The organism is Aurantimonas sp. (assembly GCF_964217435.1).
Taxonomy (GTDB): domain Bacteria; phylum Pseudomonadota; class Alphaproteobacteria; order Rhizobiales; family Rhizobiaceae; genus Aurantimonas; species Aurantimonas coralicida.
In genome coordinates this window covers 58078-83215 of the sequence record NZ_CAXPJM010000053.1, presented here as the reverse complement: position 1 = coordinate 83215, position 25138 = coordinate 58078, and the positions used below count along the sequence as shown (strand labels likewise).

Below are 25138 nucleotides of genomic sequence, written 5' to 3'. Positions count from 1 at the left end.
CCTCCGATGCTGGCCGATGAGCGATCGTCAATTCCCGATGCGATCCCGGCACTGTCTGGCAATCCTCACCCCAATCCGGCGAAATCGAGGCGAAACATGCGGTCCGACCTGTCCGAAACCCTCACGATGATGGCATCAAAGCGGTCCGACATCGACCCGTTTCGCGCCATGGACGTTCTGGCCGAAGCCAACCGGATGATCGCGCGGGGTGATCGCGTGCTGTCGCTGGCCGTCGGCCAGCCCGCCGCGCCGGCGCCGCAGATCGCGCGCGATGCCGCCCGCTCCATGCTCGACCATGGCCGCATCGCCTATACCGACGCCCTCGGTCGCCAGGATCTTCGCGAGCGCATCGCCCGCCACTATGCCGACGCCTACGGCCAGACGGTGGATGCCGCGCAGATCATGATCACCACCGGCTCGTCGGCGGGCTTCAACCTGACCTTCCTCGCTGCCTTCGATCCGGGTGACAGGATCGCGCTCGCCGCGCCCGGCTATCCGGCCTATCGCAACATCCTGCGTGCGCTCGGGCTGGTGCCGGTGGAGATCGAGGTCGACCGGACGACCGGCTACATCCTCACCGCCGAGCATCTGCGCGCCGCCCATGAGGAGCACCGCCTCGCCGGTGTCCTGATCGCCAGCCCGGCCAACCCCACCGGAACCGTGACGCCCCGCGACGAACTGCGCCGGCTGGTCGAATATGCCGATGCCGAAAACATCCGCTTCGTCTCCGACGAGATCTATCACGGCCTTGCCTACGGCCGAGCCGAAGCGACGGCACTGGAGTTCTCCGACCGGCCGATCATCGTCAACTCCTTCTCCAAATACTACTGCATGACCGGCTGGCGGATCGGCTGGCTGATTCTGCCCAAGGCGCTGCTGCGGGCCGCCGAGCGGATAGGCCAGAGCCTCTACATCTCCGCACCGGAGCTCTCGCAGGTCGCGGCCACGGCGGTGTTCGACGCGGCGGCCGAGCTCGACGTCGTGCGCGACGGCTATGTGCAGAATCGCGACCTCATCGCCAGCCGGCTGCCCGAGCTCAACTTCCGCGATATCGCGCCCATCGACGGCGCGTTCTACGCTTATGCCGCGATCCCCGAGGGCGAATCCGGCGCCACGCAGTTCGCCGCCGACATCCTCCAGCGCTGCCATGTGGCGATCACCCCCGGTACCGACTTCGACACCCGCCGCGGCGAGAACTTCGTGCGGCTGTCCTATGCCTGCGATCACGCAACGCTCGCCGAGGCGCTGGACCGGATCGCCGACCGCCGCGCCGGCTGACCGACAGCGCCGGTCCCGGCTCACAACAACAGACCCGGAACGCAAAACGGGCGGCCCGATGGGCCGCCCGTTTTCATGTCTGCCGTGTCCCGCGCCTGGGCGCGAGGCGGCGCGGTCGCCCTAGAAGAAGCTCCGGCGCGCCCACCAGCCGGTGCGGCGCGGCTTTTCGGGCTTGGCCTCGGCATCGTTCGAGGTGCTCGACGTGACCACCGGATCGGACGATTCCGGCGCGGCGGGCGTATCGTCGTTGGCAGCGGCCGCCGCGGTCTCTTCGACTGCGACAGGCTGTGCCTCGACCGGTGCCGGCTCGCTGGTGGCCACCGGCTCGGCGGCCAGAGCCGGCATTGCAGGCTCTGCCACGACCGCCGTGTCGGCGTTGTCGGCCGCTTCGCTCTGCGCGGCGACCGGCTCGGCGGGCGACGCCACCGGCGCATCCTCGGCGACCGGGGCCGGCGTTGCGGCGACCTGATCCGACATCACCGTCGTTGCGGTGGCGTGGATCGGCTGCGCGTCCGAAGCCTGATCGGCTGCGACGTCACCGGACGGCTGGCCGGATTCGCCCTCGCCATTCTGGTCCTCGCGGTTGCGGCGACCACCCCGACGGCCGCGACGGCGGCGCTTGCGGCCCCGGTCGCTGTCGTCGTCGGTCCGGCTGGTGCTGCGATGTGCGCCGCCATCCGTCTCGTCGTCGCCTTCGGCATCGCCGTCGCGATCGTCGCCATTGTCCTGATCCGAACGGTCGTCGCGCGACTGGCCGTCGGCGACAGTCTCGTCCTCGTCGCCCGACCGCTTGCGCCGACGCCGGCGGCGGCGACGACCGCCGCCTTCCGAATTGTCCGATCCGTTCCGGTCTTCCTCCGCACGGCCCTTTTCTTCAGCCGCAGGCTTCTCTTCGGCGATCCGGTCGAGCTCGTCGGCCGAGCGGCGTGCCGCTTCCTCGTCCGCCGCGTCGTCGAGCGCATCGCTGACGGCGAGGGCGTCCGGCTGGCCGGCATCGATCGTGATTTCCGGCTTCGTCGCTTCGGCACCATGGGCGATGGTGATCGCCTGGTGACCGGCGCTGTCGTCGGCTTCCAGGATGATGCGCAGGCCGTGATGGTGCTCGAGTTCCTCGATCCGCTGGCGCTTCTCGTTGAGCACGTAGAGCGCCGTCGAGGTCGGAACCTTGACGATGAGATCGTGATCGGCGTGCTTCTGCAGATGCTCCTCGATCGTGCGCAGCACGTGCAACGCCGACGACGAGGACGAGCGGATATGACCGGTGCCCTCGCAGACCGGGCAGGTCTGCATGGTGGATTCCAGCACGCTGGCGCGAATCCGCTGACGGCTCATTTCCAGCAGGCCGAAATGCGAGATGCTGCCGACCTGGATGCGGGCCCGGTCGCTCTTCAGGCACTCCTTGATCTTCTTCTCGACGGCGCGGTTGTTGCGCTTCTCGTCCATGTCGATGAAGTCGATGACGATGAGGCCGGCGAGGTCGCGCAGACGCAGCTGGCGCGCCACCTCTTCGGCGGCTTCCATGTTGGTCTGATAGGCCGTGTCCTCAATCGAGTGTTCCTTGGTGGAACGCCCCGAATTGACGTCGATGGCGACCAGCGCCTCGGTCTGGTTGATGATGATGTAGCCGCCCGACTTCAGCGTGACGTGGGGCTGCACCATCTTGTCGAGCTGCGATTCGATGCCCTGCCGCACGAAGATCGGGGTCGGGTCACGATAGGGCTGCACGACCTTCGCCTGGCTCGGCATGAGCATCCGCATGAAGTCCTTGGCTTCGCGGTAGCCCGTCTCGCCGGCGACGAGAATCTGGTCGATGTCCTTGTTGTAGAGGTCGCGGATCGATCGCTTGATCAGACTGCCTTCCTCGTAGACGAGGGCAGGGGCGATCGAGGACAGCGTGACGGTGCGCACCGTCTCCCACAGCCGCATCAGATATTCGTAGTCGCGCTTGACCTCCGGCTTGGTGCGGTTGGCACCGGCCGTGCGCAGGATGATGCCCATGCCGCGCGGCACGTCGAGCTCGCGCACGACATCCTTCAGCCGCTTGCGGTCGGCCGCATTGGTGATCTTGCGCGAGATGCCGCCGCCACGCGCCGTGTTCGGCATCAGCACCGAATAGCGACCGGCCAGCGACAGATAGGTGGTCAGGGCCGCGCCCTTGTTGCCGCGCTCTTCCTTGACGACCTGGACCAGCAGGATCTGCCGACGCTTGATGACTTCCTGGATCTTGTACTGGCGGCGCTGGCGTGCCTGGCGGACCGGCACTTCCTCCATGGCGTCCTCGGAGCCGATCTGGTCGATCTCGTCGTCGCCGTCCTCGTCGCCATTGCTCTCGTCGTCGCCGGACGCGCGGGTGCGCCCGCGCCGACCACGGCCGCCGCGCCGGCCCCGCGAAGACCGCTCGGACCCGTTCTCCTCGTCGTCACCGTCGCCGCCGGACGTCGTGATGCCATCGGCATCGGCGTCTGCGTCGTGATCGTCGTCGGACTCGGCGGCGCGGATTTCGGTCTCGTCGCCATGGGCCTCGCCCTGATCGGCGTCGCTCGGCGCTGCGTCGGAGCCGGCCTCGTCACCGTTCTCGTCGACCTCGGCCTTTTCCGAGACGGTCTCGTCGCTGTGTGCGGCAGACTTGCTGCGCGATCCGCGACGCGAACGGGTCGGCTTCGGCTCGTCGGCCTCTTCCTCTTCCATCGCGCGCTGGAGGTCTTCCTCGATCAGCGCCTGACGGTCGGCCTTGGGGATCTGGTAATAGTCGGGATGGATCTCGCTGAAGGCGAGGAAGCCGTGGCGGTTGCCGCCATACTCGACAAAGGCGGCCTGGAGCGAGGGTTCGACCCGCGTTACCTTCGCCAGATAGATATTTCCCTTGAGCTGCTTCTTGTGTTCGGATTCGAAATCGAATTCCTCGACCCGGCTACCCCGGACGACGACGACGCGCGTCTCCTCCTGGTGGGACGCGTCGATCAGCATTTTGTTTGCCATGAAAGGACTCCCGGGCGCTCGCACCAGGTCGCGGCAAGGCGTCATGCGCCTGCCTGTCGACGGGAGGGCGCGAGCCCGTATCGGTGGAATCTGGCATTGCAGCGCGGCCGTGACTCGACGGCGCCAGACCCCTTGTGAAGGGATGCGGCGGGTATCGGAGAACGGGAGCTGGTGACAAGATTCGACCTGTAACAACTACATGGCCGCTCGGGCGGCCGACGAAACGGGCGAATTGGCGGCTTGCGAGCCGGGCACATTCGCGACGTTGGAAATCCGCCGGGAAGGAAACTCCTGCGGCGAAATGAAAATTCTGCTCGAGGCCCGGTGACTGGTCGCAGGATCGCAAACCTGCCGCGACGTTTTCGCCGCAGCCGTGCCGACGTCCGCGGGGCACTCGTGCCTCCGAATCGGCAGCTGCATGTGATTCCGCATCACTAAGCCTCGGTTCGATTTTATGACGGGAATGCCTAATAAACAAGTGCGGCGCGGCGATTGTGGTCGCAAGGTAAGAGATCGCGCGAGGCGTGGGCGCGAAGCGGCATACCGGCTGTCGCCGGAGCGGCGACAGCCGCCGCAGCGTTTCGGCCGCGCGACTTTGAGCCGTCGCCCCAGTCTCATCAACATTGTCGCGTCAGCAGGGATGGCCTATCGCGCAGAGGACGCGACACGCTGCGACCGGGAAGGGGTGCAATGACAGGACGATGCCGGAACGTGGTGGCTGAGCTTGCCCGGGCAGCCCTGGCGGCTGTGGTGGCGCTCCTGCTGTGGGGCGCCCACTATCCCGCGCTGGCCGAGGACCGGATCATCACCGCGGTGACCCAGGCGGCCGACGCAGACGCCTTCACCGTCGCGTTCGACGTCATCGGCAAGCCCGAGGCGCGGGTTCTGCATCTGCGCAATCCCGAGCGCATCGCCGTCGATTTCGAGGACACCCTCTCGGCTGCCGCGCTGGATGCGCCGCCCGACAACGCGCTCGTCTCGGCGAGCCGCCATGGCTTGGTCGCGGCCGACCGCTATCGCTTCATCTTCACCCTCAAGGGTGCGGCCAGCGCCGAACTCGACCGCGCCGCGACGGCGAATGGCGAGACGCTCTCCCTGACCATTCGTCCGGCCACGTCCGGCAAGATCGCTGCGGCGTCACCGTCGAGGCCGGCGCCGGAGACCGCCGACGCCGGACCCGATGTGCCGGCGGCCGTGCCGCAGGGGCGTGTCCTGAAGGTCGTGCTCGACGCCGGACATGGTGGCGTCGACAAGGGCGCCGTGTCGAAATCCGGCACGCTGGAGAAGGAGATCAACCTCGCCATGGCGCTGGCTCTCCGCGATGCGTTGCAGGCCCGCGGCGATGTCGAGGTGACGCTGACCCGCGACGACGACACGTTCATTCCGCTGGAGGAGCGCGCGGCGATCGGCCGCCGCGAACGCGCCGACCTGTTCATCTCCATCCATGCCGACTCGATCCGCTACGCCGATCTGCGGGGCGCAACCGTCTATACGCTCTCGGAGACCGCCTCGGACGAGCTCTCGCGCGAGATCGCCGCGTCGGAAAATGCGGCGGACCGCTTCGCCGGCGAGGAATGGCAGCGCGACGAGCCGACCGTCTTCGACATCCTTCTCGACCTGACCCGGCGCGAGACCGTCAGCTTCTCCGAGCATTTCGCCTCGTCGCTGGTCCGGGACCTGCGGCGCGAGGACATCCGCCTGATCAACCGGCCGAAACGCTCGGCCGGATTCAAGGTGCTGACTGCGCCGGACGTCCCCTCGGTGCTGGTCGAACTCGGCTTCCTGTCGAATCGCGAGGACGAGAAGCTCCTGACGGACGACGCCTGGCGCAAGGACACCGCCGCGGCGATCGCCCGGGCGGTGATGGATTTCTTCGGGGAAAAGGTCGCCGAACCGCGCAAGCCCGGCTAATCGGGCACGCGCATCCGGGCGGATGTGGTAAATCGACAACGCTTGCCTGCATTGCGGGGCCGTCATGCACCCATGTCCATGGCCTCGCCGCATTTGCGCAGCAGGAAAACGTTAAAAGGACGTTCGCTGCGTCCCATGCGCGGCGGATGTTGCAAATTCCCGGCCAAGGCTTGCGAGCCGATGCGGGGAGCATGAACCGGACCGGCGCGGCGGCGCAGGGCGGACGGAGTTTCGATGATCAGACTGCTCGGCTATTTCTTTGCCATCGGTGCCGTCTTCTTCCTCGTGGTGGCCGGCGGTTTCGCCTGGTACATCGAGAAGATGGGCAGTGACCTGCCGGACTATCAGGTCCTGGCGGCCTACGAGCCGCCCGTCACGACGCGGGTGCACGCCGCCGACGGCTCGCTGATGGCCGAATACGCGCGCCAGCGGCGCCTGTTCCTGCCGATCCAGGCGGTGCCGGATCTGGTCAAGAACGCCTTCCTCTCCGCCGAGGACAAGAATTTCTACCAGCATCCGGGCGTCGACATCGAAGGCGTGGCGCGCGCCGTGATGGTGCTGGCCAAGGGCGGCCGCATGCAGGGCGCCTCGACCATCACCCAGCAGGTCGCCAAGAACTTCCTTCTGACCAACGAGCGCACCTTCGACCGCAAGATCAAGGAAGCGATCCTGTCGCTGCGCATCGAGCAGGCCTATTCCAAGGACAAGATCCTCGAGCTCTATCTGAACGAGATCTATCTCGGCCTCGGCTCCTACGGCGTCGCCGCCGCGGCGCTGGCCTATTTCGACAAGTCGGTGAACGAGCTGACCATCGAGGAAGCCGCCTATCTGGGCGCGCTGCCGAAGGCGCCGGAGAACTACAATCCGTTCCGCGATCCGGACCGGGCGATCGAGCGCCGCAACTGGGTCATCGACCAGATGGCCGCCAACGGCTTCATCACCGCCGAGGCCGCCAGCGAGGCGCAGGAAAAGCCGCTCGACGTCAATCCGCGGCCGACCGGCACCTATCTGGCGTCGTCGGAATATTTCACCGAGGACGTGCGCCGCGAGATCATCCAGCGCTACGGCGTCGACGCACTCTACGAGGGCGGTCTGTCCGTCCGCACGACCCTCGATCCGACGCTCCAGGCGGAGGCGCGCAAGGCGCTCCAGCACGGGCTGATCAAATATGACGAGGAGCGCGGCTGGCGCGGGCCGGTGACCCGGGTCGAGATCGGCAGCGACTGGGGTCAGTCGCTGGCCAAAATCGAGCCGCTCGCCGATGTCCCCGAATGGCGTCTGGCCGTCGTCCTGACCGCCGAGGCGGGCCGCGTGGAGATCGGCCTGCAGCCGCCGCGCGACATGTCGGGCGCCCGCGGCGCCGAGCGCGAGCTGGCGAGCATCGCCAGGGACGACATGAAATGGGCCCTGCGCCTGAACACCGAGGATCGGAAGGGCAATGTCAGCTCCGCCGCCGAGGTGCTGTCGCGCGGCGACGTCGTCTATGTGGAGAAGAAGGAAGAGGGCGCCGGCTACCGGCTGCGCCAGCCGCCGAAGGTGCAGGGCGCACTGGTGGCGATGGAGCCCAAGACCGGACGTGTCGTCGCGATGGTCGGCGGCTTCTCCTTCGCCCAGTCCGAGTTCAACCGCGCCAGCCAGGCCTATCGCCAACCCGGTTCGTCCTTCAAACCCTTCGTCTACGCCGCGGCGCTGGACAACGGCTACACGCCGTCCTCGGTGATCATGGATGCGCCGATCTCACTGCCGGACGGCAATGGCGGTGTCTGGGAGCCGTCCAATTACGGCGGCGGCTCGGCCGGTCCCTCCACCCTGCGCCTCGGCATCGAGAAGAGCCGCAATCTCATGACGATCCGGCTCGCCAAGGACATGGGCATGGACCTTGTCGCGGAATATGCCGAGCGTTTCGGCATCTACGACAATCTCGGCAAATACCTCCCGATGGCCCTCGGCGCCGGCGAGACCACCGTGCTGCGCATGGTGTCGGCCTATTCGGTCATCGCCAATGGCGGCCGCTCGCTGGAGCCGTCGCTGATCGACCGGGTCCAGGATCGCTACGGCAAGACCATCTACAAGCATGACCAGCGCATCTGCCAGACCTGCGACGCGCCGGCCTATGACGGCCAGAGCGAGCCGGAACTGGTCGACGAGCGCGATCAGGTGCTCGACCCCATGACCGCCTACCAGATCACCTCGATGATGGAGGGCGTCGTCCAGCGCGGCACCGCCACCCGTGTGGCTGCGCTCGGCGTTCCGATCGCCGGCAAGACCGGCACCACCAACGAGGAGAAGGACGTCTGGTTCGTCGGCTTCACCCCGGACCTCGTGACCGGCGTGTTCCTCGGCTACGACAACCCGACCCCGATGGGCCGCGGCGCCACCGGCGGCGGCATGGCGGCACCGGTGTTCATCGACTTCATGGAGGATGCCCTGGAAGGCGTGCCGCCGGTCGAGTTCAAGGTGCCCGAGGGCATGGACCTGATCGCCGTGAACCGGAAGACGGGCATGCGCTCCGGCGGTTCGGGCGGCGACGTCATCATGGAGGCGTTCAAGCCCGGCACCGGGCCGTCCGACACCTTCAACATCATCGGCGCCGACGAGATGGCCGGTGGCTTCGGCTCCGGACAGGTCTCGCAGGAGGCCGAGCAGGCCATCGTCCAGGGCGGTGGTGGCGGCGGGCTGTTCTAGCCAAGCCGGCCACGGACCGTTATAGAGCCACCCCGACCGGCGATCCGGCTCCGGCGTCGCCCGCGCGACGGCGAGGCCTTCCTCGCCGGTGCGAGACCATACCCTCAGGATTTAGGAGATTGCGGCTTGCGCGCCGAGATCGAGAACCTTGTCGACGAAATCAAGCAGGCCATAAGCCTGCTGAGGAGGCATCTTTGACTGGGAGAAATCTCTCAAACGCCTCGACCTGCTGAACAACAAGGCGGAAGATCCGACCATCTGGGACGATCCGGCCGAAGCGCAGAAGCTCATGCGCGAACGCCAGTTCCTGGACACCGCCATCGGCGCGGTGAACCGCTTGAACCAGTCGCTGCAGGACAATATCGAACTCATCGCCATGGGCGAGGAGGAGAAGGACGCCGAGATCGTCAAGGAAGCCGAGGCTGCGATCCGCGAGATCAAGGCCGAGGCCGACAAGCGGCAGATCGAGACGCTCCTCTCCGGCGAGGCCGATTCCAACGACACCTATGTCGAGGTTCATTCGGGCGCCGGCGGCACCGAGAGCCAGGACTGGGCGGCGATGCTGCAGCGCATGTACATGCGCTGGGCCGAGCGCGCCAAGTTCAAGGTCGAGGTCCTGGAAGAGCATTCCGGCGAAGAGGCGGGCATCAAGTCGGCCACGCTGCTCATCAAGGGCCACAACGCCTATGGCTGGATGAAGACCGAATCCGGCGTCCACCGGCTCGTGCGGATCTCGCCCTATGACAGCCAGGCGCGGCGGCACACGTCCTTCGCCTCGGTCTGGGTCTATCCGGTGGTCGATGATTCGATCGACATCGACGTCAACGAATCCGATGTCCGCATCGACACCTACCGGGCGTCCGGCGCCGGTGGTCAGCACGTGAACACGACCGACTCGGCCGTGCGCATCACGCATCTGGAAACCGGCATCGTGGTCCAGTGTCAGGCCGAGCGTTCGCAGCACAAGAACCGGGCGACCGCCTGGAACATGCTACGCGCCCGGCTCTACGAGGCCGAGCTCGAACGTCGCGAGAATGCGGCGAATGCCGAGGCGGCCTCGAAGACGGATATCGGCTGGGGCCACCAGATCCGATCCTACGTCCTGCAGCCGTACCAGATGGTCAAGGATCTGCGGACCGGCATCGAGAGCACCTCGCCGCAGGAAGTCCTGGACGGCGGGCTGGACCCGTTCATGGAGGGTGCGCTGGCGCACCGGGTCCATGGCGGCGACGCCGCGGTCGACGACATCGACTGACGCCATCGACGCAAGAGCATTCAGCGGGCTGCCGGAAACGGTGGCCCGTTTTGCGTTGCGCCCGGTGCAAACCGTGGCCCCGTGTCAGGACGGCAGGCGGATCCGGTCGCGAATGCGCAGGAAGCGCATCGGATCGACGGCCTTGCCGTCGCGGCGCACTTCGTAGTGGAGATGCGGCCCGGTGCTGCGACCGGTGCTGCCGACCGCGCCGATGCGGGTGCCGCGCCCCACCTCGTCGCCGACCGACACGTCGATCCGGGACATGTGGCCGTAGCGGGTGGTGATGCCGTTGCCGTGGTCGATCTCGACCAGATTGCCGTAGCCGCCGGCCCGACCGGCGCGCACGACCTTGCCTGGCGCAACGGCCGAGACCGCCGAGCCGCTCGGGCGGGCATAGTCGATCCCCGCATGCAGGGCGCGCTTGCCGAGGAACGGGTCGGAACGGATGCCGAAGGTGCTCGAGCGGGTGCTCGCTGGCATCGGCTCGGTCAGGGGGAGCCGCTCGGCGACGTCATGCAGCTTCTTCAGCGTATCGAGCGCGGCATCGAGTTCGGCGTAGGATTCCTCGAAATCGAAATCGGCGGGCGCGGGCTCGTAGGGTCCGCCGACGGCCGAACCGACGGTGTCCGGCGGCAGGTCGATGCCGATCGCGGTCAGTGCCGATGCGATGCGCACGGTGCGGGTGCGTGCCTTGGCGGCGAGGCTCTGGAGGTCGCCGATCTGGCGAAGCTCGGCCATGTCGATGGAGCGTCCGATCTGACGGATCGCGGCTTCTGAGACGTCGAAGCGGCGCGGCCCGACTTTCGCGGCCGCTGCGGTCGCCGCGGCCGTCATCGGCGCGGTGCGCCAGTCATCGCCGGGAATCGCGCTGGTGCGGATCGTGTCGAGCATCGGCTCGTCCTCGTCCAGCGAATCGCCATGAGCTTCGAGCGCCGGCTCCGTCTCCAAGGGCGCCTCATCGGCGGGCGAGGTGCGGGGGTTCTGCGTCGGCAGCGGGACGGCCGTCGTAATGATCCCGGTGGCCTTGGCCCGTTCGAGAAGCGGCTGCAGCTTGTCGTAGCGGGCGGTCAGTTCCTCCTGCTGGTCGAGCAGCACTTCCACCTTGGTCTCGACCATCTTCTCGGACAGGAACTGCCGGCTCGTGGCGGTGTCGAGCTGCGCCCGCAGCGCCGCGATCCGCTGTTCGTAGTCGCGGGTCACCTTCCACTGGCGCTCGGCATAGCGCACGGTGAGGTCGTCCTGCAGGAGATAGTAGGAGGGGATCGCGACGCAGGTGACCACGACGAGGGCGGCGAGGGCCGAGCCGAGCATCAGGGCCTTGCGGCCGATGGTGAAGTAGCGAACCTGTTCGCCGCGCGCGATGATCACCGTATGCGGTTCGCGTCGATCGCCGAATGTTCGCCTGTGCTTCACCGCAGCCATTACCCATCCCCGGATACCGGGACGCGATGTCCCGTCGACCGCCTGATTACACTCGGGTAAGGTTAACATTCCTTTGATCGGCAGCCGATCGACCGCCTTCCGGCCGCTGCCGACGGGCGCCCGGACCCGTTTTCGCAGGCGTGACCGGCCCCCGAGCTCAGCTCGAGAGCGGCGAGAGTGACCGGTAGAAGGTGGGTGTCAGGCCGGCCTCGGCGCGGGCGCGATCGTTGAAGGGCGCCTTCACGTCGCCGCGGAAGCTCGCCCGCACCAGTTCCTGGAACCGCTGCGCCGGATTGCGGCCCTCGCGGGCGCACAGGAAGCGAAACCATTTGGCGCCGATCGCCACGTGCTTCTTCTCGTCCCGGTAGATGATCTCCAGGATCGCGGCGGTGTCGGCGTCGCCGACCTCCAGCAGCTTTTCCAGCAGGGACGGGGTGACGTCGAGCCCGCGGGCTTCGAGGATCAGCGGCACCACCGCCAGCCGTGCGCCCAGATCGTGGGCGGTCGCCTCCACCGCCTGCCAGAGCCCGTCATGGGCGGGCAGGGCGCCATAATGGCTGCCGAGCGATTCCAGCCGTCGCGACAGCAGCCGGAAATGCTTGGCCTCTTCCAGCGCCACCGTCATCCAGCCATCGAAGAAGGAACGCGGCACGCGTTCGCTGGCAAAGCGCGCCACGATGTCGAGCGCCAGGTCGATGGCGTTGAGTTCGATATGGGCGAGCGCGTGGATCAGCGCGATCCGGCCTGTTTCGGTGTGCACCGAGCGGCGCTTGACCGTGCGCGGCGAGACGAGGACCGGCTCGGCCGGGCGGCCCGGCCGGTCGGGCAGCGCCGGATCGTGCGGAGCGTGCAGCCCGAGGCGGCGACCGAACCACAGCCGGCAGGCGAGGTTGGTGCGCTCGACCTTTTCATCGAGATCGGCCGCCATGAGCGCCTCGATCGCGGCCTGGCGCAGCGTTGCCGGGGCGCCGGCCTCGCGCGGTTCGCTGCTCATGTCGTGGCAGACAGCTGGCGCGCGGCCTCCAGAACCTCCTCGGCGTGCCCCGGCACCTTCACCTTGGGCCAGAGCCGCGCCACCGTGCCGTCGGCCGCCACCAGCGCCGTCGTCCGCTCGACGCCCATGTATTTGCGGCCGTACATGCTCTTCTCGACCCAGATGCCGAAGGCCGACAGCAGCGTCTTCTCCTCGTCCGACAGCAGCCGGACGGTGAGCTCGTGCTTGTCGCGGAACTTGCCGTGCTTCTTCACCGGATCCGGCGAGACACCGAAGACCGGAACGCCGATCGCGTCGAAATCGCTCTTCAGCCGCGTGAACTCGACAGCTTCAAGCGTGCAACCGGAGGTATCGTCCTTGGGATAGAAATAGAGGACATACGGCTTGCCGAGGAGATCGTCGGACGCGACCACCGCGCCGTGATCGTCGGGCAGCCTGAATGTCGGACAGGGTTCACCGGCTGAAATCGGCATGGCGTGCCATCCTTTCGGGGAAATCGTGCGTCAGGAGAGGGTGACTGGACGAATCAGCCGGCGGCTGACGATCTGGTGGCGAAGATGCCGGATGAGATGCGCGGGCGAAAGCATGCTCCGCGCGACGTATTGTTCAACGCGCGGCGTCCGGTTCGAAACGGCGTCGACAGGGGAGCGCCGAGACGCCATGTCTGCGCAGATTCCATTCCGTCCTGCGCACGAGGCTGGTCGCAGTCCGGAGGCGTTTCGCCGAAGATGAAGATTGTCGTCCGTATCCTGGCCGGCACGGCCAGCATCGCGATCTGCGCGGCCCTGCTGATCGGCGGGCTTGCCGCCGCCATCCTGTGGACCGATTCGGGCCAGGACCTGCTGCGGCGCAAGACCGAGGAGCTCGCCTCGAACGCCCTTGGTCCCGGCTATGTCGTCGCGCTGGGCCAGCAAACGATCGGCATCGGCCCGAGCGGCCGGATCGGGCTGGGCTTCTCCGATGTCGCCCTGCGCGATCGCGAGACCGGCGAAACGGTCGGCACGGTGGCGCTGGTGCGCGCCGGCATCGGCGTCTCCAGCCTGCTGTCCGGCAATCTCGCGCTCGAAACCCTCGCCGTGGAGCGGGTGCGACTGGACCCGGGCAGCCTGGAGGGCGAGGACGATGGCGAGCCCTTCGTACCGGATGAGATCTTCCGGACGGCCGATCGCATCTTCACGGCCCTCGATGACGCCGGGCTGCGCCTGCTGGAGGTGGCCGACGTCGCCAGCCTGAACGCCGATCCCGACACGCGGCTCGACCGCCTGACGGTCAGCCGCGTCGGCCAGGGTGAAACCGCCATCGACCTGACGGCGCACCTTGCCGGTCGCGACATCGCGGTGACCGGGCGCGCCACCCTGGCCCCGGACGGCAACAGGCTGGCCGGACTGTCGCTCCAGACCGCTCCGCTGCCGCTGGCCTTCGGCGAACCACCGCAGGACGTGGCGGACCGATCCGTCGCCTTCGAGGGGGCGGCTTCGCTGGCCGCCGAACTCGCCACCACCGACGCCGGCCGGAACCTGCGCGTACGGCTCGACGCCGGCGAAGGCCGCCTGATCGGCCGCATGCCCGTCGCGTTGCAGAGCGGCGTCCTGGAACTGACACTCGACGAGGGGCGCAGCTATGCGCGCGTCTCCGCCGGCCGTATCGAGACCGCGTCGGTCGAGGCTGAGTTTCGCGGCGGGCTGAACCTCGTCGCCGACGCCGCCGGCCATCACGGCTTCAGCCTTGCCAGTTCGCGTCTGATCTCGACCGCGGGGGGCGATGGCGCGCCACGATCCGCCGAGCTGACGCTGGGCGGCTGGTTCGATCCGGCCGATGCGGCGGCCGACATCGAGCGTCTGGTCCTGGACACCGGCGATGGCGGGCTGGCCGGGGCCGCAGCACTGGGCGGGATGGAGCCGGAGGACCGCATCCGGGCCGACCTGACCTTCGACAATGTCGACGCGGCCACGGTGAAGGCCTTCTGGCCGATCATCATCTCGCCCGAGGCGCGATCCTGGGTCATCGACCATGCCGGCGATGCGGGCAGGGTGGAGGGCGGCAATTTTACGCTCGACGTGTCCGTCGACCGGCTGCCGAAGATCCTGGACCCCGAGATCAGCCCGAGCGCCGAGGAGATGCATCTCGCCCTTGCCATCGACGGTGCCGCCTTTGCCACGGTCGGCGATCTTCCCGACCTCTCCGCCGTCACGGGCGATCTGGATTTTCGGGCCGGCAGGACGGTGATCTCGGTCGCTTCGGCGACGGTCGCGGCGGTTCCCGAGGTGACAATCCTGCCATCGTCGCTCCAGTTCGAACGCGAAGAGGCCGGCGTGATCGCGTCGCTCTCGCTGAATATCGGCGGCCCGGCCCAGGCGCTTCTGGAGATCGCCGACCGGGACCCCGTCAATGCACTCGATAAGATCGGCTGGAAGAGCGACGAGGTCTCGGGTGCGGCAACGGCCGGGGTGAATGCCCGCTTCCTCCTCGGCCGCCCGGGCGAGAAATCCGTCCTGCAGAACTGGACGGTAATCGCCGACCTCGACAACGTGGGGCTGAAACGCCGGCTGGAAGGGCGCCAGCTCGGCGCGATCACCGGCATGGCGAGCCTGTCGCCGGGCACGGTCTTCGGCGAGGTGGACGCAACGATCGACGGCGTCCCGGCCCGGATCGCCTTTGCCGAACCGCTGAAGCCGAACCCGGTCGGCGAGCGGTCCCTGACCATCACGACCGAACTGGAAAAGAGCCAGCTCCAGGCCATTCTTCCGACCCTGGACGACGTCGTGGACGGCGCCCTGTCGGCGACGCTGGTGCGGTCCGGCGACACCTACCGCGCCGCGATCGATCTGTCCGCCGCGCGCCTGCGGCTGCCGGCGACGGGCTGGAGCAAGGGGCCCGGCGTGCCGGCCTCTTTGTCCTTTGACATGACGACGGACGACAACACGCTCAGCCTGACCAACGCCAAGCTCGAAGGCGAAGGCTTCCACGCCGAGGGGCGGGCCGAGGCCGATGGCGGCGGCCTGAAATCGGTGACGATCGACAAGGCGGCCTTCAGCCGGTCGGACAATTTTTCCGGCAGCGTCCGGCGCGAGGACGGCGGCTTCAAGGTGGCGCTGACGGGACGTAGCCTCGATGCGCGGGCGGGCCTTGCCCGGCTGCGCGCCGGCGGCATGGCATCGGCGACCGATACCGGAACCCGCCAGGCGCCGCTCGACCTGTCGATCGCGGTGGATCGCCTGATCGGCTTCGGCGGCGAGGAACTGCGCAATGCTACCATCGCCTTTCGCCAGCAGTCGTCCGGCGCGCCGGTGGCCGACATCGCCGCCGTGGCGGCGGACGGCTCGCCGCTGCGGATGGCGATCCAGAAGCGCGGCGAAGGCCGAAGCGTCGAACTCAGCACCGATGACGCGGGCGCGCTGCTTCGCTTCACCGGGCTCTATTCCAACATGTATGGCGGCAAGGCGCGGCTCGCCATGGCGGGCAACCAGCCCGCCCAATATGGCGGCAAGCTGGCGCTGCAGGACTTCACGCTGGTGAACGAATCGCGGCTGGCGCGGCTCGTCGGCACGACCCGCGACCGCGAGGCCAGTCTCGCTGGCGCCGTGGGCCAGGAATTGCAGACCTCGGATGCCTATTTCGACGCGGCCTCGGCCCAACTCGCCTGGAACGGGTCGCGGCTGGTGGCCCGTGACGGCATCATTCGCGGGCCGATCTTCGGATCGAGCTTCGAGGGCGTGATCGTCGACGACGCCCAGCGCATCGCCATCGACGGGTCCTTCATGCCCGCCTATGGGGTGAACCGCCTGTTCGGCGCGATCCCCTTCTTCGGCGGCATTCTGGGTAATGGCCAGGAGGGCGGCCTGATCGGGATCACCTACCGTCTGGCCGGGCCGCTCGACGACCCGACCCTGTCGGTGAACCCGATCTCCGCCATCGCGCCGGGCATCTTCCGGCGCATCTTCGAGTACTGACGCCCCGCAGCGCGGGCGCGTGCCGCTGCTCAGTCGGCGGGCCGGACCAGCACGTGCTTCTTGCGCCCGACCGACAGCTTGACGACTCCCTGGACGAGAGCGTTCGTGCCGACCGTCAGCCGCTCGTCGGTCACCTGCGCGTCGTTGACCCGCACGGCGCCGCCCTTGATGTGCCGACGTGCTTCGCCGTTGGAGCCGGCAAGGCCGGCCGAGACCAGCAGCGACAGTAGGCCCAGCCCCTCGGCCAGCAACGCCGCCGGAACTTCGATGGTCGGCAGGCTGTCGGCCAGGGCACCCTCCTCGAAGGTCTTGCGCGCCGTCTCGGCGGAGGCTTCGGCAGCGACGCGGCCGTGCAGCATGGCCGTGACCTCGTTGGCCAGCACCTTCTTGGCGTCGTTGATCTCCGAGCCGCCCAGCGCTTCGAGCCGCGCGATCTCGTCCATCGGCAGGGTGGTGTAGAGCTTCAGGAAGCGGCCGACATCGGCGTCCTCGGTGTTGCGCCAGTACTGCCAGAAATCATAGGCGCTGAGCATGTCGTCGTTGAGCCAGATCGCGCCCGAGGCGGTCTTGCCCATCTTGGCACCCGACGAGGTGGTCAGCAGCGGCGAGGTGAGAGCGTACAGATCCGCACCCTCCATGCGCCGGCCGAGATCGATGCCGTTGACGATGTTGCCCCACTGGTCCGAGCCGCCCATCTGCAGCTTGCAGCCGGTCCGCTTGTAGAGCTCGACGAAGTCGTAGGCCTGCAGGATCATGTAGTTGAATTCGAGGAAGGACAGCGACTGCTCGCGGTCCAGCCGCAGCTTGACCGAATCGAAGGACAGCATGCGGTTGACCGAGAAGTGCCGGCCGACATCGCGCAGGAAGGCGACGTAGTTCAGCTCCAGCAGCCACTCGGCATTGTCGACCATGACCGCATCGGTCGGCCCGTCGCCGAAGCGGATGTAAGGCTGGAACGACCGCTTGATGCCGGCGAGATTGGCGGCGATCGTGTCCTCGGTCTGCAGCTTGCGCGCCTCGTCCTTGAAGGACGGATCGCCGATCATGCCGGTGCCACCTCCCATCAGCGCGATCGGCCGGTGGCCGGTCTGCTGCATCCAGTGCAGCATCATGATCTGCATCAGCGAGCCGACATGCAGGCTGGCGGCCGTCGGGTCGAAGCCGATATAGCCGGTGACCGTCTCGGTGCGGAACAGCTCGTCGAGGCCGCTGTCGTCGGATGTCTGGTGGATGAAGCCGCGTTCGGCGAGTGTCGCCAGGAACTCGGACTTGAAGCGGGTCATGGAATGGTGATCCTGTTCTTTCGCCGGAGCGGCAGGCGCTCCGCTAGATGTGGGGTGCGGTTTATCAGCCCTGCGCCAGAATTCCAGTTGTGGAGCCGAAATTGCGCCAACCGAAGCTGCGCCGCGCCATCGGCCTGATGAGCGGCACGTCGCTCGACGGCATCGACGTGGCGCTGGTCGACACGGATGGCGATACCGTCGTCGAACGCGGACCGGCGCGGGTCTATGCCTATGACGCGGCCTTCCGGGACCAGCTCGCCGCGGCGCTGGAGACCGCCAAGACAATCCGGCAGCGCGACGCACGTCCCGGCGACCTGGCGGCGCTGGAAGTCGCGCTCACCCACCGTCACGGCGAAGCGGTCACGCGCTTCCTCAAGGAGTGCGGCATCGACAGGGCGTCGGTCGATGTCGTCGGCTTTCACGGCCAGACGGTGCTGCACCGCCCGGCCGAGGCGCTGACGGTCCAGATCGGCCGGGGCGATCTCCTCGCCATCCAACTGGTCCTGCCGGTGGTCCATGACATGCGCGCGGCCGACATGGTGGCCGGCGGGCAGGGCGCGCCGCTCGTCCCCGCCTATCACGCGGCGCTGGCCGGCAGCCTGCCGGCGGATCGCCGGACCTATCCGGTCGTCTTCGTGAATATCGGTGGTATCTCGAACGTCACCTGGCTCGATGGCGAAACCGATCCGGTCGCCTTCGACTCGGGGCCGGGCAATGCGCTTCTCGACCAGTGGCTGCAGCGCGAGGCGGGCATTCCCTACGACCAGAATGGCGCCATTGCCAGCGAGGGCGGTCTGATCGAAGGCATGGCCGAACGCTATCTGGCGACGGACTTCTTCGCCCGGCCCGCGCCGAAGTCGCTGGACCGTTTCGATTTTCCGGTCCCACCGCCCGGCAGCGGCACTCTGGAGGATGTGGCGCGTACGCTATGCTTCGTCAGCGCCGCGGCCATCCTGAAGTCGGCCGAGCATTTTCCGGCCAAGCCGAAGCTCTGGATCATCTGCGGCGGCGGGCGCCACCATCCGGCGATCATGGCCGATCTGAAAGCCGGCGCCGGGCCCGATGCGTCGGTCGTCTCGGCCGAGGAGGTCGGCTTCGACGGCGATGCCATGGAGGCCGAGGCCTGGGGCTATCTCGCCATCCGGTCGCTCGACCGCCGTCCGCTGACCTGGCCGACGACCACCGGCTGCCGCGAGGCGGTGACCGGCGGTGTCCTGTCGCTGCCGGATGATGCCGGAGACGCCGAGGCCGGCACCGATCGCTGACAGGCGTCCCGGTGCCGGGTTCTGAGGCCTAGCGCAGGCGCTTCGGCCGCGGGTCGCTGAGTTCGCCGGCCAGACGCCGATCGAGATATTCGGAGCATTCGCCGAGCAGCTCGTCGGTGTGCTCGCTGTAGAAGTGGTTGGCCCCTTCCATCGTCTTCTGGGTGATGACGATGCCCTTCTGGGTCTTCAGCTTGTCGACGAGGGTCTGGACGTCCTTCGGCGGCGCCACCCGGTCCTTGTCACCATGGATGATCAGGCCCGAGGACGGGCAGGGGGCGAGGAAGGAGAAGTCGTAGGAGTTGGGCTGCGGCGAGATCGAGAAGAAGCCTTCGATCTCGGGCCGGCGCATCAGGAGCTGCATGCCGATCCAGGCGCCGAAGGAATAGCCGGCGACCCAGCACTGCTTGGAATCGGGATGCAGGCTCTGCACCCAGTCCAGCGCCGAGGCGGCGTCCGACAATTCGCCCGAACCGTGGTCGAACTCGCCCTGGCTGCGGCCGATGCCGCGGAAATTGAAGCGCAGGGTGGTGAAGCCGCGCTCCACGAACATGTAGAAGAGCTTGTAGACGATCTGGTTGTTCATCGTGCCGCCGAAGCGCGGATGCGGATGCAGGACGATGGCGATCGGGGCGTTCTTCTCCTTGGCGGCCTGGTAACGGCCCTCCAGGCGGCCGGCAGGGCCATTGAAGATCACTTCGGGCATAATAATGTTCCTTGGCGAGCGGGATGGCTCGGCTGGCCTGACTTGACGAAGCCGAAGTGGCCTCGTAGGGTCCAGTTTAGAATGATTCAAAACTACGGGCGTCTATCAGGCGTCTTGTAGTCCGGGCGTCGTCGAAAATTCAAGATTTTTGCGCATCGCGCCCCGGACCGAACCGTTGCGAGAGGCAATGAGCAGAGACGAGCGTCTCTATCTGGATCACAATGCGAGTGCGCCGCTTCTGGCCGAAGCGCGCGCCGCGCTGATCGACTCGCTCGATGCCGCCAACGCTTCGTCCGTTCACAGCGAAGGACGTGCCGCCAGGAAGCTGGTGGAGAGCGCCCGCGACGAACTGGCGCGGCTCGTCGGCTGCAACGCCGAACAGATCGCCTTCACAAGTGGCGCCAGTGAGGCGGCCACCACCTGCCTGTCGCCGCGCTGGCTCGTGGATGGGCAGGAGACGCGGGTTTCGCGTCTCGCCGTCATCGATACCGATCACCCTTGCGTGCGTGACGGCGGTGCCTTCGCCTCCGCCGACGTGACGCGCCTGCCGGTCGATGCTGACGGCATCGTCGATTGCGCCGCCCTGGCCGCATGGGCCGAGACCCTCGAAGACGGCATGACCGGCCTTCTGGCGCTGACGCTGGCCAATTCCGAGACCGGTGTCCTGCAGCCCTTGGACGACATCCGGACGGCGATTGCCGATCGTCCGGTCCGGCTTATCCTCGATGTGGTCCAGATGATCGGCCGAATCGGTTTCGATTTTGCGGCGAGCGGCGCCGATGCGGCTTTCGTCTCCGGGCACAAATTCGGTGCGGCCAAGGGCGTCGGCGCCATGATGTTTCGCGATCCCGCGACGCGGCCTTTCGCGCTCGTGCGCGGCGGCGGCCAGGAAAAGGGGCGCCGCGCCGGAACGGAGGCCGTGCCGGCCATCGCAAGCCTCGGCGCGGCGGCCCGTATTGCGCGGCAGCGGCTCGAGCATGCGCCCGACGATCTGATGGCGTTGCGCCGGCATCTGGAAACCGCGCTTCTGGCGCAAGTGCCGCAGGCGACCCTTCTCGGCGGCCATGCGCCGCGCCTGCCCAACACGGTGGCGATCGCAGCATCGGGTCTGCGTGCCGAAACTGCCCAGATCGGTCTCGATCTCGCCGGGCTCGCCGTGTCGGCCGGATCGGCATGTTCGTCGGGCAAGGTCGGTCGCAGCCATGTGGTCGACGCGATGGTGCGGGGAGGCCTTCAGATTTCTGCCGATGACGGTGCCATCCGCATCAGCTTCGGCTATGACACCGCAACGCACGATCTCGATCGTTTCGTTCGCGAATATGCCGCCCTGGCGGGGCGCGCCGCACCGGCGGCGAGGGCCCACCGCGCGGCGTGACGATAAGAGTTCGCAGGACATCGGCTACGCCCTAAAAATCGGGGCGCTTCGTTGCTATCTACACCGCGCGGCCGGGCGCTTCGGCGGCGCGCCGACCACCGGACCTTGAATCCGGCGAGTATGGAGAATTGGAATGCCAGCAGTTCAGGAAACCATCGATCAGGTCCGCAAGATCGATGTCGATCAGTACAAATACGGCTTCGAGACGCTCATCGAGATGGATGTGGCGCCCAAGGGCCTCAACGAAGACATCATCCGGCTGATCTCCGCCAAGAAGGGCGAGCCCCAGTGGATGCTGGACTGGCGTCTGGAGGCGTTCGAGCGCTGGAAGACGATGGAGAGCCCGTCCTGGGCGCGTCTCGACTATCCCGAGATCGACTTCCAGGACATCCATTATTACGCCGCGCCGAAATCCATGTCCGGCCCGGCCTCGCTGGACGAGGTCGATCCCGAGATCCTGCGTACCTACGAGAAGCTCGGCATTCCGCTTCGCGAGCAGGAGATGCTGGCCGGCGTCGTCAAGCCTGCGGCCGAGCCGACCTATGACGAGGACGGCAACGAGATCGCGCCGCGCGAAAGCCGCGTCGCCGTCGATGCCGTTTTCGATTCGGTTTCCGTCGCCACCACCTTCAAGAAGGAACTCGAGAAGGCCGGCGTCATCTTCATGCCGATCTCCGAGGCGATCCGCGAGCATCCCGAGCTGGTGAAGAAATATCTCGGCTCGGTAGTGCCGGTGTCCGACAATTTCTTCGCCACGATGAACTCCGCGGTCTTTACCGACGGTTCCTTCGTCTACGTGCCGAAGGGCGTTCGCTGCCCGATGGAGCTGTCGACCTATTTCCGGATCAACGAGAAGAACACCGGCCAGTTCGAGCGCACGCTGATCATCGCCGACGAGGGCTCCTACGTCTCCTATCTGGAAGGCTGCACGGCGCCCCAGCGCGACGAGAACCAGCTGCATGCGGCCGTGGTCGAGCTGATCGCCCTGGACGATGCCGAGATCAAGTACTCCACCGTCCAGAACTGGTATCCGGGCGACAAGGACGGCAAGGGCGGCATCTACAACTTCGTCACCAAGCGGGGCGACTGCCGCGGCAAGAACTCGCGGATCTCCTGGACCCAGGTCGAGACCGGTTCGGCGATCACCTGGAAGTACCCGTCCTGCATCCTGCGCGGCGACAATTCCCGCGGCGAGTTCTATTCCATCGCCGTGTCCAACGGTCGCCAGCAGATCGACAGCGGCACCAAGATGCTGCATCTCGGCAAGAACACGTCTAGCCGCATCATCTCCAAGGGCATCTCGGCGGGCAATTCGAACAACACCTATCGCGGCCAGGTCTCGGCCAACCGCAAGGCGACGAATGCCCGCAACTTCACCCAGTGCGACTCGCTGCTGATCGGCAACGACTGCGGCGCGCACACGGTGCCCTATATCGAGGTAAAGAACGCCACCGCGCAGTTCGAGCACGAGGCGACCACCTCGAAGATCTCGGACGACCAGCTGTTCTACTGCATGCAGCGCGGCATCCCCGAGGAAGAGGCCGTGGCGCTGATCGTCAACGGCTTCGTCAAGGACGTGATCCAGCAGCTCCCGATGGAGTTCGCCGTCGAGGCCCAGAAGCTGATCGGCATCAGCCTCGAAGGCTCGGTGGGATGATCAAACGGATCTGGCATGGATACACGACGCCGGAAAACGCCGAAACGTACGAGGCGATCCTTCGCTCGGAGGTGATCAAGGGCATCGAAGGCAAGGCCATTCCCGGGTTCCGCCGCATTGAGGTGTTGCGTCGCCCGCTTGCCGACGAGGTCGAGTTCATCACCATCATGGAATTCGATTCCATCGACAACGTGAAGGCTTTTGTCGGCGATGACCACGAGCGCAGCTACGTCCCCGACGAGGCGCGGCGCGTCCTGAAACGGTTCGACGAACGCTCGCAACACTATGAATTGCGCGACACGCGCAGCTACTGATCGCAGGAACTGACATGCTTGAAATCAAGAACCTTCATGCCCGCGTGGCGGACGACGAAACCGAGATCCTGCGCGGCGTCAATCTGACCGTCCAGGACGGTGAGGTCGCGGCGATCATGGGGCCGAACGGCTCCGGCAAGTCGACCCTGTCCTACATCCTCGCCGGTCGCGACGACTACGAGGTCACCGAGGGCGACATCCTCTACAACGGCGAGTCGATCCTCGAGATGGACCCGGCCGAGCGCGCCGCTTCGGGCGTCTTCCTGGCCTTCCAGTATCCGCTGGAGATCCCGGGCGTCGCCACGATGACCTTCCTGAAGACTGCGCTCAACTCCCAGCGCAAGGCGCGCGGCGAGGCCGAGCTGACCACGCCTGACTTCATGCGCCGGGTGAAGGCTGCGGCCGCCGATCTGAAGATTGACGCCGCCATGCTGAAGCGGCCGCTGAATGTCGGCTTCTCGGGCGGTGAGAAGAAGCGCGCCGAGATCCTCCAGATGGCGCTGCTCGAGCCCAAGCTCTGCGTCATGGACGAGACCGATTCCGGCCTCGACATCGACGCGCTGAAGATCGTCGCCGACGGCGTCAACGCGCTGCGTTCGCCGGAGCGCTCGTTCCTGGTCATCACCCATTACCAGCGCCTGCTCGACTACATCGTGCCGGACACGGTGCACGTCCTCTACAAGGGCCGCATCATCAAGACCGGCGACAAGAACCTGGCCCTGCAGCTCGAGAACGAGGGCTACGGCCAGCTGATCGACGAGGCAGCCTGATCATGTCGGTGCATCAGCTCAAGACAAGAAGCCCGGCCGAGGCGGCGCTGATCGACAGCGCCGAGCGGGCCGGCAGCGTTGCGACGGCGGCCTCCGCCATCGACGCCCTGCGCCGTGAAGGCCTGCCCAACCGGCGCACCGAAGCTTGGCACTACACCGATCTGCGCGCCCTGATGGGGCGCCTGCCGGCGGCCGAGGCAACGGCGAGCGAGGATTCGGCGCTGCTGGCGCCGCTCCTGCACAACAGCCATGTGGTCGAGATGAGCGATCCGGCCGCGACCACCGCGCCCGAGGGCGTGCAGATCGCGGCGGTGAGCGAGGCGGCGGACTGGAACAAGTCGCCGAACCATCTCGATCGGCCGATCGATACGGTTCGCCTGGTCAATGCCGCCTTCGGCGCACCGGCCGTCGTGGTCAATGTCGCCGCCGGAACGGCGCTGGCGTCCGCGATCGAGCTGCGCGCCGGCACCGGCGAGCGCGGTCACGGCTTTGCCCGCTGCACGGTCGGCGAGGGTGCCCGCGCGACCTTCGTCGAGCGCATCGAGGGCAATGCCACGGGCGCGCCCTCGACCGGCGTGTCGCACCTGACCATCGCCGACGGGGCCGAAGTGCTCTGGATCATCGATCAGGCGAAGGGCATGTCGGCCGCCCATCTCGGCCAGCTCAACGTGACCGTCGGCGCCAATGCCGTGTTCAAGCTGTTCGTCCTGAACAGCGGCGGCGCGCTGGTGCGCAACGAGGTTCACGTCGAATCCGTTGGCGAGAACAGCGAGATCCGCATCCGCGGCGTGAACCTTCTGACCGAGGGCCAGCATGTCGACGTGACGACGACCCTGCGCCATCAGGTGCCTAACACCACCGCGACGGAGACCTTCCGGAACGTGGTCACGGGTGGCCACGGCGTCTTCCAGGGCATGATCAAGGTCGCCAAGGACGCCCAGAAGACCGACGCGAAGATGGCCTGCAACACGCTGCTCCTGTCGGACCAGGGTGACTTCTCGGCCAAGCCCGAGCTGGAGATCTTCGCCGACGACGTGCAGTGCGGACACGGCGCGACGGCGGGCGAGATCAACGCCGATCACCTGTTCTACCTGATGTCGCGCGGCATTCCGGAGAAGCCGGCACGGGCGCTGCTCGTGAAGGCCTTCGTCGCCGAGGTCGTGGAAGAGCTGGAAGATGAAGCGGCCGGAGGCGCGCTGATGGAGCGCATCGACGCCTGGCTCGCACACGAGCGATAATGCGGTCCTGACGGGCGCGCCGACATCTCGGCCGCGCCCGTCTCGCCCCTTGGCCATGC

The 25138-nt window shown here is 67.1% G+C and carries 17 protein-coding genes; 11 read left to right on the top strand and 6 right to left on the bottom strand.

Annotated features, from left to right (window positions below; translation table 11 throughout):
- Positions 1-129 precede the first annotated feature (129 nt).
- Complete coding sequence (locus ACEQX1_RS17800; RefSeq protein ID WP_372521795.1) at positions 130-1278, top strand: pyridoxal phosphate-dependent aminotransferase; 1149 nt, start codon at positions 130-132, stop codon at positions 1276-1278.
- A 120-nt stretch (positions 1279-1398) separates the two neighbouring features.
- Here ACEQX1_RS17800 and ACEQX1_RS17795 read toward each other — a convergent pair whose 3' ends face one another.
- Entirely contained in the window at positions 1399-4257 is a 2859-nt protein-coding gene (locus ACEQX1_RS17795; protein WP_370197265.1) for an Rne/Rng family ribonuclease, read from the bottom strand.
- A gap of 714 nt (positions 4258-4971) precedes the next feature.
- Between ACEQX1_RS17795 and ACEQX1_RS17790 the strand changes: the two genes are divergently transcribed.
- From ACEQX1_RS17790 to prfB, 3 genes are all read left to right on the top strand, one after another.
- A complete protein-coding gene (locus ACEQX1_RS17790) occupies positions 4972-6168 on the top strand; it encodes an N-acetylmuramoyl-L-alanine amidase (protein ID WP_370197263.1) in 1197 nt (398 codons plus the stop codon).
- Positions 6169-6402: 234 nt separating this feature from the next.
- Positions 6403-8853: a penicillin-binding protein 1A gene (locus tag ACEQX1_RS17785; protein WP_024351738.1), complete on the top strand. Its 2451-nt coding sequence runs from the start codon at positions 6403-6405 to the stop codon at positions 8851-8853.
- Between the two features lie 126 nt (positions 8854-8979).
- Positions 8980-10108 (top strand): peptide chain release factor 2 gene (gene prfB / locus ACEQX1_RS17780; protein ID WP_155898541.1). Its coding sequence is split into 2 segments (ribosomal slippage): positions 8980-9048 and positions 9050-10108, totalling 1128 coding nucleotides; the frame shifts between segments, so codons are not numbered across the junction.
- Positions 10109-10192: 84 nt separating this feature from the next.
- On the opposite strand, the gene ACEQX1_RS17775 is transcribed toward prfB, so the two are convergent.
- The 3 genes from ACEQX1_RS17775 to ACEQX1_RS17765 form a co-directional block, all read right to left on the bottom strand.
- Positions 10193-11530: a M23 family metallopeptidase gene (locus ACEQX1_RS17775; RefSeq protein WP_370193438.1), complete on the bottom strand. Its 1338-nt coding sequence runs from the start codon at positions 11528-11530 to the stop codon at positions 10193-10195.
- A 157-nt stretch (positions 11531-11687) separates the two neighbouring features.
- Positions 11688-12524, bottom strand: coding sequence for a ferritin-like domain-containing protein (locus ACEQX1_RS17770; protein ID WP_188076723.1), 837 nt, complete (start codon positions 12522-12524; stop codon positions 11688-11690).
- A complete protein-coding gene (locus tag ACEQX1_RS17765; protein WP_370193437.1) occupies positions 12521-12997 on the bottom strand; it encodes a peroxiredoxin in 477 nt (158 codons plus the stop codon). The genes ACEQX1_RS17770 and ACEQX1_RS17765 overlap by 4 nt, the downstream gene beginning before the upstream one ends.
- Positions 12998-13252: 255 nt before the next feature.
- Between ACEQX1_RS17765 and ACEQX1_RS17760 the strand changes: the two genes are divergently transcribed.
- Positions 13253-16474 (top strand): hypothetical protein, encoded by a 3222-nt coding sequence (locus tag ACEQX1_RS17760; protein WP_370193436.1) that lies wholly within the window; start codon positions 13253-13255, stop codon positions 16472-16474.
- Between the two features lie 29 nt (positions 16475-16503).
- Here ACEQX1_RS17760 and tyrS read toward each other — a convergent pair whose 3' ends face one another.
- On the bottom strand, positions 16504-17757 hold the full coding sequence (gene tyrS / locus ACEQX1_RS17755; RefSeq protein ID WP_370193435.1) for a tyrosine--tRNA ligase: 1254 nt from the start codon (positions 17755-17757) through the stop codon (positions 16504-16506).
- Positions 17758-17846: 89 nt separating this feature from the next.
- Here tyrS and ACEQX1_RS17750 point away from each other — a divergent pair, with 89 nt between their 5' ends.
- Positions 17847-19022 (top strand): anhydro-N-acetylmuramic acid kinase, encoded by a 1176-nt coding sequence (locus tag ACEQX1_RS17750; protein WP_370193434.1) that lies wholly within the window; start codon positions 17847-17849, stop codon positions 19020-19022.
- 28 nt (positions 19023-19050) lie between these two features.
- On the opposite strand, the gene ACEQX1_RS17745 is transcribed toward ACEQX1_RS17750, so the two are convergent.
- Positions 19051-19725 (bottom strand): alpha/beta hydrolase, encoded by a 675-nt coding sequence (locus ACEQX1_RS17745; RefSeq protein WP_024351747.1) that lies wholly within the window; start codon positions 19723-19725, stop codon positions 19051-19053.
- 187 nt (positions 19726-19912) lie between these two features.
- On the opposite strand from ACEQX1_RS17745, the gene ACEQX1_RS17740 reads away from it, so the two are divergent.
- The 5 genes from ACEQX1_RS17740 to sufD all read left to right on the top strand — a co-directional run bounded on the left by ACEQX1_RS17740 (position 19913) and on the right by sufD (position 25079).
- Positions 19913-21100 (top strand): cysteine desulfurase family protein, encoded by a 1188-nt coding sequence (locus ACEQX1_RS17740; RefSeq protein WP_370193433.1) that lies wholly within the window; start codon positions 19913-19915, stop codon positions 21098-21100.
- 133 nt (positions 21101-21233) lie between these two features.
- Positions 21234-22757 (top strand): Fe-S cluster assembly protein SufB, encoded by a 1524-nt coding sequence (sufB, locus tag ACEQX1_RS17735; RefSeq protein ID WP_024351749.1) that lies wholly within the window; start codon positions 21234-21236, stop codon positions 22755-22757.
- Positions 22754-23071 carry an antibiotic biosynthesis monooxygenase gene (locus ACEQX1_RS17730; protein ID WP_228241001.1) on the top strand — a complete coding sequence of 106 codons (318 nt, stop codon included), beginning with the start codon at positions 22754-22756 and terminating at the stop codon, positions 23069-23071. Before sufB ends, ACEQX1_RS17730 begins: the two co-directional genes overlap by 4 nt.
- Before the next feature lie 14 nt (positions 23072-23085).
- Positions 23086-23841, top strand: coding sequence for a Fe-S cluster assembly ATPase SufC (sufC, locus tag ACEQX1_RS17725; RefSeq protein WP_188076730.1), 756 nt, complete (start codon positions 23086-23088; stop codon positions 23839-23841).
- A gap of 2 nt (positions 23842-23843) precedes the next feature.
- A complete protein-coding gene (gene sufD, locus ACEQX1_RS17720; protein ID WP_370194921.1) occupies positions 23844-25079 on the top strand; it encodes a Fe-S cluster assembly protein SufD in 1236 nt (411 codons plus the stop codon).
- Positions 25080-25138: the final 59 nt, after the last annotated feature.